Source organism: Allohahella marinimesophila (assembly GCF_039538005.1).
Lineage (GTDB): Bacteria > Pseudomonadota > Gammaproteobacteria > Pseudomonadales > Oleiphilaceae > Allohahella > Allohahella marinimesophila.
The window spans coordinates 1-14,417 of the sequence record NZ_BAABBO010000001.1; the positions used below are offsets into that span (position 1 = coordinate 1).

Genomic DNA, 14,417 nt, shown 5'->3' on the forward strand with positions numbered 1-14,417 from the left:
GAAGACCGCTCTTTAACATAGATATCAAGCAATTTGTGTGGGTGCTTACCGGTACTGTTCTGATAAGAATGGTCAAGGTAAACACTGAAGCAATTCAGTAGTTTTAAACTTGCCATTGATGAAGTTATTTAGTTTTGATGATTTAAACTGAAGAGTTTGATCATGGCTCAGATTGAACGCTGGCGGCAGGCTTAACACATGCAAGTCGAGCGGTAGCAGGCCTTCGGGTGCTGACGAGCGGCGGACGGGTGAGTAACGCATAGGAATCTGCCTGGTAGTGGGGGATAGCCCGGGGAAACCCGGATTAATACCGCATACGCCCTACGGGGGAAAGGATGGGATCTTCGGACCATTCGCTATCAGATGAGCCTATGTCGGATTAGCTAGTTGGTGGGGTAAAGGCCTACCAAGGCGACGATCCGTAACTGGTCTGAGAGGATGATCAGTCACACTGGAACTGAGACACGGTCCAGACTCCTACGGGAGGCAGCAGTGGGGAATATTGGACAATGGGGGCAACCCTGATCCAGCCATGCCGCGTGTATGAAGAAGGCCTTCGGGTTGTAAAGTACTTTCAGTGGTGAGGAAGGGTGTTGTGTTAATAGCGCAACACATTGACGTTAGCCACAGAAGAAGCACCGGCAAACTCCGTGCCAGCAGCCGCGGTAATACGGAGGGTGCGAGCGTTAATCGGAATTACTGGGCGTAAAGCGCGCGTAGGCGGTTATACAAGCGAGATGTGAAATTCCCGGGCTTAACCTGGGGACTGCATTTCGAACTGTATGGCTAGAGTTTTGGAGAGGAGAGTAGAATTCCCAGTGTAGCGGTGAAATGCGTAGAGATTGGGAGGAATACCAGTGGCGAAGGCGGCTCTCTGGCCAAAAACTGACGCTGAGGTGCGAAAGCGTGGGGATCAAACAGGATTAGATACCCTGGTAGTCCACGCTGTAAACGATGATCACTAGCCGTTGGAAGATTTAATCTTCAAGTGGCGCAGCTAACGCGATAAGTGATCCGCCTGGGGAGTACGGCCGCAAGGTTAAAACTCAAATGAATTGACGGGGGCCCGCACAAGCGGTGGAGCATGTGGTTTAATTCGAAGCAACGCGAAGAACCTTACCTGGCCTTGACATCCTGCGAACCCTTTAGAGATAGAGGGGTGCCTTCGGGAGCGCAGAGACAGGTGCTGCATGGCTGTCGTCAGCTCGTGTTGTGAAATGTTGGGTTAAGTCCCGTAACGAGCGCAACCCTTGTCCTTATTTGCCAGCACGTAATGGTGGGAACTTTAGGGAGACTGCCGGTGACAAACCGGAGGAAGGTGGGGACGACGTCAAGTCATCATGGCCCTTACGGCCAGGGCTACACACGTGCTACAATGGGGCGTACAGAGGGATGCAAAGCCGCGAGGTGGAGCGAATCTCACAAAGCGTCTCGTAGTCCGGATTGGAGTCTGCAACTCGACTCCATGAAGTCGGAATCGCTAGTAATCGCGAATCAGAATGTCGCGGTGAATACGTTCCCGGGCCTTGTACACACCGCCCGTCACACCATGGGAGTGGATTGCACCAGAAGTAGGTAGTCTAACCTTCGGGGGGACGCTTACCACGGTGTGGTTCATGACTGGGGTGAAGTCGTAACAAGGTAGCCGTAGGGGAACCTGCGGCTGGATCACCTCCTTAAACGAACGTCGGTTCGGTGCTGGTTAAGTACCCACAACAAATTGCTTGATATGTCGTACTTCAAGAGATGGTCTGACGAGTGAAAGGCCTGGACAGTTCTGGGTCTGTAGCTCAGGTGGTTAGAGCGCANCTATGTAGACCTTCTGGTTTGTCCCAAGTGGCTTTCGAGCTATTTGGGTCAACCCACGGGTTGATGCTCTNACCCCTGATAAGGGTGAGGTCGGTGGTTCGAGTCCACCCAGACCCACCAGAATTTCCCGATACGGCGTTGCAGAGCGCCTCGCATAGCACGCTATGCGTCGACCCTCTGCGCCTTGTCTCGGAAAATTCTGCGGAATTCCGTAAGTCAGCGGATTTTTCCACAGTCAGTTATCTACCTATCTTTGCCTTGGCAGTATTTAGCTAACGCAGGATTGGTTTTGCGAATCAAGGCGCAGATTGAGCAAGTAAGGGAGTGACCGTCTGGTCATGACCGCAGCGAGCGAAGACTGCAACGCCGAGTCGCGAAGCCAAGACAAGTTAGGGGCTATAGCTCAGCTGGGAGAGCGCTTGGTTTGCATCCAAGAGGTCTGCGGTTCGATCCCGCATAGCTCCACCATTACTGCAACTCTTGAAACACTACGACAACCACTGGTTTGACCAAAGCAGCTGACGGCTTCTTTGGTCAACCCACGGGTTGATGCTCTTTAACAATTTGGACAAGCTGAAGTAAACAACGAGTGAATAATCTGACTTTGGTCAGATGAGATTCACGCGGAGTTTTACTGTAGTTGTACTCAGACGCAATACCGGCGAGAGATTGAGCGGAAGCTTGATCAATCGTGTTTGTGTCAGCAGAGAATCAGCAATGACGAAGGACCTGTAACAGGGTGTTCTGCAAAGAACGCGTTTGTTTTGGGTTATATAGTCAAGTGAATAAGCGCACAGGGCGGATGCCTTGGCAACTGGAGGCGATGAAGGACGTATGAGCCTGCGATAAGGTTCGGGGAGCTGGCAAACAAGCTTTGATCCGAACATTTCCGAATGGGGCAACCCACTGCTTTTGAGCAGTATCATTTCCCGTACGGGAGATGAGGCGAACCTGGAGAACTGAAACATCTAAGTACCCAGAGGAAAAGACATCAATAGAGATTCCCCTAGTAGCGGCGAGCGAACGGGGAGCAGCCGATGTTATTTGTGTTAGAAGAACGACCTGGGAAGGTCGACCAGAGAGGGTGATAGTCCCGTATTCGAAAACACTTTTGACACGCATCAAGTAGGTCGGAGCACGTGGAATTCTGACTGAAGACGGGGGGACCATCCTCCAAGGCTAAATACTCCCAGTTGACCGATAGTGAACCAGTACCGTGAGGGAAAGGCGAAAAGAACCCCGGAGAGGGGAGTGAAATAGACCCTGAAACCCTGTGCGTACAAGCAGTCGGAGCAGACTTGTTCTGTGACGGCGTACCTTTTGTATAATGGGTCAGCGACTTACGTTTGGTAGCGAGCTTAACCGAATAGGGGAGGCGTAGGGAAACCGAGTCTGAATAGGGCGATATAGTTGCTGGACGTAGACCCGAAACCGAGTGATCTAGCCATGGGCAGGTTGAAGGTTGAGTAACATCAACTGGAGGACCGAACCGTAATCTGTTGAAAAAGATTCGGATGACCTGTGGCTGGGGGTGAAAGGCCAATCAAACTCGGAGATAGCTGGTTCTCCCCGAAAGCTATTTAGGTAGCGCCTTGGACGAATACCACCGGGGGTAGAGCACTGTTTGGGCTAGGGGGTCATCCCGACTTACCAACCCCATGCAAACTCCGAATACCGGTGAGTACTATCCAGGAGACACACGGCGGGTGCTAACGTCCGTCGTGAAGAGGGAAACAACCCAGACCGCCAGCTAAGGTCCCCAAGTACTAGTTAAGTGGGAAACGATGTGGGAAGGCTCAGACAGCTAGGAGGTTGGCTTAGAAGCAGCCATCCTTTAAAGAAAGCGTAATAGCTCACTAGTCGAGTCGGCCTGCGCGGAAGATGTAACGGGGCTAAACTAGTCACCGAAGCTGCGGATGTATCTTAGGATACGTGGTAGGGGAGCGTTCTGTAAGCCGATGAAGGTGTGTTGAGAAGCATGCTGGAGGTATCAGAAGTGCGAATGCTGACATGAGTAACGAAAAGGGGAGTGAAAAACTCCCCCGCCGGAAGACCAAGGGTTCCTGCGCAACGCTTTTCGGCGCAGGGTGAGTCGGCCTCTAAGGCGAGGGTGAAAACCGTAGTCGATGAGAAACGAGTTAATATTCTTGTACTTGATTTAACTGCGATGTGGTGACGGAGAAGGCTAGGCCAGCGCACTGTTGGATGTGCGTTTAAGGTTGTAGGCTGGAGGTTCAGGTAAATCCGGATCTCCTCAAGGCTGAGGACTGAATACGAGCTCTTTTTTGAGCGAAGTGGTTGATGCCAGGCTTCCAGGAAAAGCCACTAAGCTTCAGGTTAAATCGAACCGTACCCCAAACCGACACAGGTGGTCAGGTAGAGAATACCGAGGCGTATGAGACAACTTGGGTGAAGGAACTAGGCAAAATGGTGCCGTAACTTCGGGAGAAGGCACGCTGGTTTTGGTGAAGGACTTGCTCCGTAAGCTGAGACCAGTCGAAGATACCAGGCCCCTGCGACTGTTTATTAAAAACACAGCACTCTGCCAACACGAAAGTGGACGTATAGGGTGTGACGCCTGCCCGGTGCTGGAAGGTTAATTGATGGGGTTAGCGTAAGCGAAGCTCTTGATCGAAGCCCCAGTAAACGGCGGCCGTAACTATAACGGTCCTAAGGTAGCGAAATTCCTTGTCGGGTAAGTTCCGACCTGCACGAATGGCGTAACGATGGGGGCGCTGTCTCCACCCAAGACTCAGTGAAATTGAAATCGCAGTGAAGATGCTGTGTATCCGCGGCTAGACGGAAAGACCCCGTGAACCTTTACTATAGCTTCACAGTGAACTTTGAGCCTGCTTGTGTAGGATAGGTGGGAGGCTTTGAAGCGGCAACGCTAGTTGCCGTGGAGCCATCCTTGAAATACCACCCTGGCATGTTTGAGGTTCTAACTCCGGTATAACGGTACCGAGGACACTGTGTGGTGGGTAGTTTGACTGGGGCGGTCTCCTCCTAAAGAGTAACGGAGGAGCACGAAGGTGCGTTAAGTACGGTCGGACATCGTACGGTTAGTGTAATGGCATAAACGCGCTTAACTGCGAGACGGACAGGTCGAGCAGGTACGAAAGTAGGTCATAGTGATCCGGTGGTTCTGAATGGAAGGGCCATCGCTCAACGGATAAAAGGTACTCCGGGGATAACAGGCTGATACCGCCCAAGAGTTCACATCGACGGCGGTGTTTGGCACCTCGATGTCGGCTCATCACATCCTGGGGCTGAAGCCGGTCCCAAGGGTATGGCTGTTCGCCATTTAAAGTGGTACGCGAGCTGGGTTTAGAACGTCGTGAGACAGTTCGGTCCCTATCTGCCGTGGACGTTGGAAATTTGAGAAGAGCTGCTCCTAGTACGAGAGGACCGGAGTGGACGAACCGCTGGTGTTCGGGTTGTCATGCCAATGGCATTGCCCGGTAGCTACGTTCGGACGGGATAACCGCTGAAAGCATCTAAGCGGGAAGCCCCCTTCAAGATGAGATTTCCCGAATCCTTGAGATTCATAAGGGCCCTTAAAGACTATGAGGTTGATAGGTTGGGTGTGTAAGTGCTGTGAGGCATTGAGCTAACCAATACTAATTGCCCGAATGGCTTGACTATATAACGCCAAAGCAAAGGCGGTCAGTGATTTTCTCTGACACAAACAGGTATTGCGAGCCGCGAAAGCGCTACCTGGTACGACTACACAGCTTGTCCGATTGTTGAAGACACCAAACACCGCTCTGGTTGCGTTGATCATCGCAGCCAGGGTGTTGTCGGAAAAACGGGTACAGAACGTCCTCTGCCATGGATGGCAGAGGGAGCCTACAAGGATGTATATACGGCGCTTCTGTACCCGTCATTCCGACAACAGCCTCTACGGAGGCAACCAGTTTTGCCTGATGATCATGGCGGACGTGAACCACCTGAATCCATTCCGAACTCAGTAGTGAAACCGTCCAGCGCCGATGGTAGTGTGGCATTTGCTCATGCGAGAGTAGGTCGTTGTCAGGCATCTATACCGAAAGCCCCGTTGCGAAAGCAGCGGGGCTTTTTTTATGGCACGGCTTTGGTAAGCTCAATCGCTAGTGTGAGTGGGCTTGAAGCTCTGAAGTTGATCTGGTTCGGGAGGGTTGCCGTGACGCTTGATACCATAATGATTCTCTCGGTGTGCTTTTTCCTTTTCAGCGTATTGGCGAAGCGAATTGATGGAAGCCTGATAACGCCACCAATGTTATTTCTCGGCTTTGGCCTCCTGCTTGGTCGCCTGGGGCTCGAGTGGTTCGAAATCGAAATTGAGCTCACAGCACTTCATTTTCTTGCAGAGCTCACCCTGGTCGTTATTCTGTTTCATGATGCTGCGCGCATCCCCCTACGGGCTCTGCGTCGCGAGCATACCTTGCCCGTGCGAATGCTGCTTGTTGGAATGCCGCTTATGATAGTACTCGGCGCTATCATGGCTAGTTGGCTTCCACTTGGGCTTTCGTTTTGGGAGGCGTGTCTTCTCGCCACGTTGCTATCACCGACTGACGCGGCACTCGGACTGCCTGTGGTGGAGTCCAAAGCATTGCCAGTGCGTATGCGTCAGGCGGTCAATGTGGAGAGTGGCCTTAACGATGGCATTGCTCTGCCGCTTGTGTTGGTTTTTGCGAGTCTTGCCACCACTGGAGACGAGAGAACCGCCACAGAATGGGCTTGGTTCGTAACCAGGCAGCTTAGTCTTGGACCCTTGGTCGGCGTATTGATCGGTGGTATGGGCGGATGGATCATTTGTCGACTGTACACTCATGGCTGGATGGGGGAGAGGGCCGAAGGTATCGCAGTTCTGTCTATCGCAGCCCTTTCATTTTCAGTCGCAGACAGTGTTGGAGGCAATGGTTTCATCAGCGCTTTTAGCGCTGGCCTGATGTTCGGACATTTTTTGAAACGTCCTGCCCCATTTGTGTTCAAATTTGCTGAAACTGAAGGCCAATTGCTCACACTCTCAATCTTTTTCTTGCTCGGGGCAGTGCTCCTAGCGTCTCAGATTTCAAACATAACCCCGTGGGTGGTCCTCTACGCCCTGCTCAGTCTTGTACTGATACGCATGCTTGCGATAGGAATTTCGCTGCTAGGCACTGGCTTGCACGGTTGGAGTTATGTCTTTCTAGGCTGGTTTGGTCCTCGTGGCCTGGCTACCTTGATTTTCGTAGTGCTGGTGCAGCAGGATAAAGCCTTTGAGCACAGCAGTACGGTAGGCGCAACTGCACTATTAACGGTCGTATTCAGTATCGTTCTTCACGGGCTCACCGCAGCGCCCGGAGTACGGCTATACGCTCGCTTTTTGGACAGTTCGGAGCACAAGGCGGAGCGGCAGGCTGTTCCTGAAGTGCCCACTAGGAAGGGTGAATTCTCGCGGGTTGAGAGCTGAACAATACAAGCAGTGGTCTGAGGAAAAATATGTACGTTCCCAAGCATTTTGATAACAGTACAGAGTCTGAAGTCCGGGCACTGGTGCGAAGCTATCCTCTGGCCGCTTTAGTCATCATGGATCAGGATCAGGTTCTCTCCGCCAACCATATTCCGTTTGTTTTCGAGTCGGATCATATTGCGCTAGCAAGCGACGGCGCCGTCCTGAGTCGGGGAGAGCTGCCAGGCTTACTGCAGGATAGGCTTCAGGGTCACATACCTCGAGCCAATAAACTATGGCAGGATCACAGCGCTGATGTAGAGGTTTTGCTGATCTTTCAGGGAGCGCAGGGCTACATCTCACCGAACTGGTATCCGAGCAAGCAGGAGAGCGGCCGCGTTGTACCGACCTGGAATTACGAAGCAGTTCATATTCGGGGACGCTTACGGGTGGTGGACGATGCGTCGTGGGTGCTGCGTCAAATGACGACGATGACCCAGCTGGCAGAAATGGATTCTTCGCCGGCCTGGCAGGTCAGTGATGCGCCTGCGGATTATATTCAGAAGCTGTCCGGTGTTTTGTTGGGGATAGAGGTCGAGATTACTCATGTGGAGGCGAAGTCCAAGATGAGTCAGAACCAACCGGATGCCAATCGGGCGGGTGTGTTGTCAGGCCTTGCCAGACTTGGCACGCCACATGGACAAGTGCTGGCCGAGGCCATACGCCGGAGAAGTTAAGCGGCTGGTGTCTGTAACGCTAGATTATCGTCTACGCCCGTAAGCTACGCCCTGAAAACTTTCTGCCAGTGGGATGTGTATTTTCCTCACCTGAGTGATTCTGATTCAAACAACAATATCAGGACATGCTCATGGGAACTCTTCTCCATATCCTCCAGTGGCAGGCGGCCAAACTCAAGGCCGCTGCGCTCATCGTTTTGGCTCTTTCAGTGCTGACCGCCTGCAAGGAACGCCCGATACAGGATGAAATCTTCTATTTCGTTCTTCCAGATCGCTTCAGTAATGGCGACCCTACCAATGATACGGGTGGCCTGGCCGCTGACAAAGAGATCAGCGGTCTGGATCCTGCTGACGCGAACTATTATCACGGCGGTGACTTGAGGGGGCTGTACAACAAGCTCGATTATCTCAAGAACATGGGCGTGACCTCGATCTGGATGACACCCATTTTCAAGAACAGGCCGACCCAGCCTGGCAGTGCCGGCTATCATGGTTACTGGACGCTGGACTATACCTCGGTCGACCCTCATCTCGGCACCAATGAGGAAATGGCTGCCTTCATCAAGCACGCGCATCGCAAGGGCATGAAGGTCTTTTTCGATATCGTCATTAACCACACCGCCGATGTGATTGCCTACGAGGAGTGCCACAAGCCTGATGGCTCACTGCTCGAAGGCATGAGCACCTGTCCTTATACCGATACCAACAACCCTTCGTATACGCCTTTCATTCCTGCGGGCCTCGAGGATGCGAAGACGCCTGACTGGCTGAACGATCCATCCGTTTACAACAATCGTGGTGACAGCACCTTCGCTGGAGAGTCCAGCATTCTCGGGGACTTTTATGGTCTCGATGATCTCAATACAGCAGATCAGCGAGTGGTCAGTGGCATGGGGGAGATCTTCAAGTTCTGGATCAGGGAATTCGGCATCGATGGTTTCAGGCTGGATACCGTCAAGCACGTGGATCTCAGCTTCTGGCAGCAATGGGCGCCTGAAATGAAAGCCTATGCCGCAGAGCTCGGAAACGATGACTTCTTCATGTTCGGTGAAGTTTTTGATGGCAGCCCTCGGGTGGTGTCGCGCTATACCACAGTTGGCAAACTACAGAGTGCGCTGGACTTCGGCACTTACTTTGCGAGCAAGGATGTGTTTGCGGGAACTGCAGGTACCCAACGGCTTGCCGATCTCTTCCAGGAGGATGATTGGTACGCTGATGCTGACAGTGATGCCAATAGTCTCCTGACGTTTACCGGCAACCACGACGTCGGCCGGATCGGTGGCGATATACAGCGGGCGTTCCCGGATGAGTCGGATGCCGAGCATTTAGCGCGTCTGCAGATGGCTTATGCCTTGAATTACTTTGGCCGTGGCGTGCCGGTGGTATATTACGGGGACGAGCAGGGCTTTACTGGCGCTGGGGGCGATGGTGAGGCTCGTCAGGATATGTTCCCGTCTGAGGTTGCCGGTTATAACGACGATGACCTGATAGGGACGGACCGCACAACCGCGGACGACAATTTTTCGACCAGGCATCCGATGTACAGGACGCTGCGCGCCTACGCCAAGGTGCTCAAGCAACACAAGGCTTTGCGGTATGGTCAGATGACCGTGCGCAGTGCGTCAGGTGAGCCAGGTATTTTCGCGTTCTCACGGGTATGGCAGCAAGATCCAAACGAATACCTCGTGGTGATGAACACGTCGACAGAGGTGAAGGCATTGACGATTGCCGGTACCAGTGGCCGTTATGATCGTATCTTCGGAGAGGATATGAGCAGGCGTATCAACGCCGATGCGGCAGGTGAGATCGTCATTGAGATGCCGGCCCTGTCGGTCGCCATCTACCGTGCAAAAACTGAAATTAACGCAGCAGCACCGGAAATGCTCACGCTTGCTCTTGATGAGAGCCGTAAAGTGAGTGGCCGTTTTGAAATACCGGTCATCGTCGAATGGACTGACGTGCCAGTAGTGCCGATGACCGCCGTCGAGCTTCAAGTGCAGATCGATGCCGGTGAATTTGTGACTGTGGCGACTGATTCGGCGCCGGACCGGGTTGGTGTGGATGGTGAGACAGCATTGAGATATCGGGCGATCTATTCGGCTGACGATTTGGAAGGAGGGACAATGCTGACCTTCCGTGCGGTCGCTGAGTCTGCCAGAGGTGAAAAGCTGATCTCTGAGACATCAACGGTCGAAGTCGGTACAGAACCGGGCCTCACAGTTCGCTTCCAGAAGCCAGAAGCCTGGGGCGACGAGATCAATATCTACTATTGGAATGCTGACCCCTCGCCCGCGGTTGAATGGCCAGGTGTGCCGGTAACGGCGCTTGGCGGTGGCGTATATGAGTTCCAGTTCGCCGAGGGCACCACTGCTGCGAATCTGATCTTCAACGATGGTGCTGGAAACCAGACTGCTGATCTCTTCCGTGATGCCGACGGCTGTTTTGCTGGTGATGCGTGGGTGACTAGCTGCGAAGATGGCGGCGGTGATGGCGACGGCTCGTTCGCGGTTTACTTCCAGAAGCCGGCGTCTTGGGCAACGCCCCGAGTCTATTACTGGAATCCTACGGGTTCGGCGGATCCGGTAACCTGGCCTGGTGTAGAGATGACGCTTATCGGTGAAGACTGGTACAAGTTTGTCTTTCCTGCTGGTGTGACAGCTTCGAATATCATCTTCAATGACGGTGATGGCGCTCAGACATCTGATCTGTTTCGTGAAGGTAGTGGCTGCTTTGATTTTGCGACGACCGCATGGACAGATACCTGTGATTATCCTGCGCCGGGCTTGCGGGTTCGCTTCAAGCGACCTGAAAGCTGGGGTGCTGATGTAAACATCTACTGGTTCAATGCGAATGGCGAAACACCAGCTATCGAGTGGCCAGGGGTGCCAGCTACGTCGCTCGGAAATGACTGGTATGAATTCCAGTTCCCCAGCAGCGTGACGGCCAGTAATCTGATCTTCAACGATGGTCAGGGGAATCAGACGACAGATCTCTTCCGCGACAGTGATGGTTGTTTTGGTGAGACCGGCGAGGAATGGACTGATACCTGTGATATTCCTGAGTTCAGACCAGTCGAAATTATCGGTGCCAGGGCGCACTGGCTCGAGCCTGGTCGACTGGTCTGGCGAACTACGTCTGCAGATATTTCAAGCGTTAGATTATTGAGTTCGGACACGGCAGCGATCTCCGTGGTCGAGCAGGATGGTATCGAGACCATTGGTGGCGAAAGCCAGGTGGTGACAGTGACTTCCGGCGGCGCTCTGATGGCCAGCACACTTGAGAAATTCCCGCATCTTGCAGAGGCGCCAGTGTTCAGCCTAGACCTCTCAGATGAACAGGCTAAAGGGCTGATGAATACGCAGTTGGTGGCGGTGGCCTACGATGAGGCTGGCGGCTTTGTGGAAGCCACTCGAGTGCAGCTGCCTGGTGTCATAGATACGTTCTACACGACCGAGGCTCAGTTGGGGCCGGTCTTTGACGGCGGCTTGCCTTCGATCCGAGTCTGGGCACCCACGGCGCAAGCATTGAAGCTCAAGTTCTACGATGCTGGAAAGAACCTGATTCAGACTTTGCAAGCTGACCAGGTGGAAAACGGCGTGTATACCTTTGATGGTAGTAGCGACTGGACTGATCGCTTCTATCGATTCGAAGTCACTGTGTATCAGCCAGCTAGTGGCGCTATCGAGACCTATGAAGTCACCGATCCGTACTCGCTAAGCCTGAGTACTGACTCGGCCTACAGTCAATTGGTGGATATTGCCAATGATGAGAGCCTGAAGCCAGTTGGCTGGGATGCGCTCGTGAAGGAGTTGCCAGCGTTCAGGGACATCACCCTCTACGAAGGACATGTACGTGATTTCAGTGCGACTGATGAATCAGTGCCTGAAGCGCTCAGAGGCAAGTACCTGGCCTTCACCTACAACGGTCGGAATGGCAAGCCGAAGTCGGCTGGCATGCAGCATCTGGAAAATCTTGAGGCTGCGGGCCTGACTCACTTCCACGTGCTTCCGGTAAACGACATCGCTTCGGTCAAGGAAAACCCAGCTGATCGAGTCGATCTGAATGATCCCTATAGCCGTCTCTGTACAAAGGTGTCGGTTGAGTCTGTGCAGGCAGGCTGTGCAGAGTTCGGTGACACGCCAATAGGTGAGGTCTTCGCCGAGCTGGTGGCGACTGATCCGGTGACCCAGCGCTTGCAGGCCATCAACTACGATTCTCGGCTTGAGGGCTTCCCTGGCGTCGATGGCTTTAACTGGGGATATGATCCTTACCACTTTCTGGCCCCTGAAGGCAGCTATGCCACTAATCCAGACGGCAAGACACGCATTCGGGAGCTGCGCGAAATGGCGATGGCACTGGACGAAATCGGTCTGAAGCTGGTGGTGGACGTGGTCTACAACCATACCTATGGCTCCGGGCTGTCTGATCAGTCAGTGCTGGACAAGCTGGTCCCGGGCTATTACCACAGGCTCAACCCGACTTCCGGGGCGGTCGAGACCTCGACCTGCTGCGACAACACGGCTGCAGAGCATGCCATGATGAGCCACCTGATGAAGCAGGCGGTGACCACCTGGGCGAAATATTACAAGATCGATGCTTTCCGTTTCGATCTCATGGGTCATCATCCGAAGACAGTCATGCAGGAGATTCAGGCCACGCTGGCAGAACTCACCCCCGCTTCAGACGGTGTGCAGGGTGACAGAATTTATATCTATGGTGAAGGCTGGGACTTCGGTGAGGTTACTGGAGGTCAGCGCTTCGAGCAGGCGACGCAGTTCAATATGGCAGGTACCGGTGTCGGCACTTTCAATGATCGGCTCAGGGACGGCGTGCGCGGCGGAAACTTTACCGATCGTGGCAGAGCCCAGGGTTTCGCCAATGGTAACGAGACCTATCCAAACGGTGTGACGCCAGGGGCGGGTGCTTTGAGTGATCAGGCCGACAGGATCAGGATCGGTCTTGCGGGTAACCTGGCCGATTATCCATTCGTGAGCAATTCTGGAGCAGTCACCACCGGCCTCGACTACTCAGGGGTGGGTTACACGGCGGACCCCCAGGAAAACGTCATTTACGTGGATAAGCACGACAATGAAACGCTCTGGGATAATACGCAAGCGAAGCTGCCGGATGATCTGCAAATGGATGCGCGAGTGCGGGTACATCTGCTGAGCCAGGCCTTCGTGAACTTGGGGCAGGGGGTGCCATTCCATCAGATGGGCACCGATCTACTACGATCGAAGTCTATGGACCGTGACAGTTTTGATGCGGGTGACTGGTTCAACAAGGTCGACTTTACTGCTCAGTCGAACAACTGGGCCGTGGGCCTGCCTTCTGAAGACAAGAACGTCGAACGCTGGCCGCTAATGCGAGAGATCATGAGCAATCCGAACATCGATCCTCAACCTGAGCATATTCAGCGAGCTGCGGTGTTGTTCCAGGAGCAGCTGGCGCTGCGGTACTCGAGTCCATTGTTTCGCCTGGACGACGCCGATGATGTCATCAATCGGCTTGGTTTCCTGAATACCGGCGCAGCCCAAACGCCTGGTTTGATCGCCATGACGATCAGCGATGGCGAGTGTGCAGGCAGTGATGTGGATGCTACGTATGAAGGCGTGGTCGTGATGTTCAATGCGGACGACGATGCAGTGAGTTTTCGTGCAGCCAGTCTCGCGGGACTGCCCCTGATCCTGCATCCATTGCAGGTATCCGGCAGCGATGATGTCGTACGCATGGCCAGCTTCGATGCTGCGTCAGGTGACTTCAATATTCCTGGCAGAACCTATGCCGTCTTCGTACTCCCTGAAGGCGCTGAGAATGCTGGCGCCATGCCATGCAACACCAGCATAGACCTGATCCTTGAGCCGGGTTTCACGGTGTACTTCAACAGCCCGGCAGCGTGGGAAGATGTCTCGCTCTACTACTTCGAAACCAGCCCAACAGCTGCCACGGTCGATTGGCCGGGTGTTGCCATGGAGTCGCTTGGCAACGACTGGTACAGCTATACGCTGCCATCCGGCGTAGAGGCTGCGAATATAATCTTCAACAATGCTGGTGCAGGTGAGCAGACCCCTGATCTCTACCGCGAAGGCAATGGCTGCTACGACTTTACTGCAGCATCATGGAGCGACAGCTGCGAACTGCCCGGCCTGCAGTTCCATTTCAAGAAGCCTGCGGAGTGGACAGACCAGGTGAACTTCTACTGGTTCGGCGCGGCCTCGCCAAGCCCGGATTGGCCGGGCGTTCCCATGGTGAACCTGGGCGACGGCTGGTTCAGGGTACAAATGGCGGACGGCGTCGATGAAAGCAATATCATCTTCAACGACGCGGGGCCTTCTGGAACAGGCAACCAGACCGCGGATCTATTCAGAAAGAAGGGTGGCTGCTACTCGATCGCCGAAGGTTGGGCTCAGACCTGCAGTTATCCGTAACTACAGGCTCAGCCTCAACAAAAAGGCAGA

At 53.7% G+C, this 14,417-nt stretch carries 3 protein-coding genes, 1 tRNA gene and 3 rRNA genes; all 7 read left to right on the plus strand.

Annotation, left to right across the window (positions count from 1 at the left end; translation table 11 throughout):
* Positions 1-144: 144 nt before the first annotated feature.
* The 7 genes from ABD735_RS00005 to pulA all read left to right on the plus strand — a co-directional run bounded on the left by ABD735_RS00005 (position 145) and on the right by pulA (position 14,387).
* Positions 145-1,679: ribosomal RNA gene (locus ABD735_RS00005) — 16S ribosomal RNA — on the plus strand.
* 522 nt (positions 1,680-2,201) lie between these two features.
* Positions 2,202-2,277 (plus strand) — tRNA-Ala (locus tag ABD735_RS00010).
* 307 nt (positions 2,278-2,584) lie between these two features.
* A 23S ribosomal RNA gene (locus ABD735_RS00015) occupies positions 2,585-5,454 on the plus strand.
* Positions 5,455-5,731: 277 nt separating this feature from the next.
* Positions 5,732-5,847 (plus strand): 5S ribosomal RNA (gene rrf, locus ABD735_RS00020).
* Together the 16S, 23S and 5S rRNA genes with 1 tRNA gene alongside form the textbook arrangement of a ribosomal RNA operon.
* 124 nt (positions 5,848-5,971) lie before the next feature.
* Positions 5,972-7,243 carry a cation:proton antiporter gene (locus tag ABD735_RS00025; protein WP_344802005.1) on the plus strand — a complete coding sequence of 424 codons (1,272 nt, stop codon included), beginning with the start codon at positions 5,972-5,974 and terminating at the stop codon, positions 7,241-7,243.
* 29 nt (positions 7,244-7,272) lie between these two features.
* Positions 7,273-7,959 carry an FMN-binding negative transcriptional regulator gene (locus tag ABD735_RS00030; RefSeq protein ID WP_344802007.1) on the plus strand — a complete coding sequence of 229 codons (687 nt, stop codon included), beginning with the start codon at positions 7,273-7,275 and terminating at the stop codon, positions 7,957-7,959.
* Between the two features lie 131 nt (positions 7,960-8,090).
* Positions 8,091-14,387: a pullulanase-type alpha-1,6-glucosidase gene (gene pulA / locus ABD735_RS00035; protein WP_344802009.1), complete on the plus strand. Its 6,297-nt coding sequence runs from the start codon at positions 8,091-8,093 to the stop codon at positions 14,385-14,387.
* Positions 14,388-14,417: the final 30 nt, after the last annotated feature.

Excerpts from the sequence above, each read along its gene's own strand:
- ABD735_RS00030 (WP_344802007.1), top strand. The coding sequence starts at position 7,273 with ATGTACGTTCCCAAGCATTTTGATAACAGTACAGAGTCTGAAGTCCGG.
- pulA (WP_344802009.1), top strand. The coding sequence starts at position 8,091 with ATGGGAACTCTTCTCCATATCCTCCAGTGGCAGGCGGCCAAACTCAAG.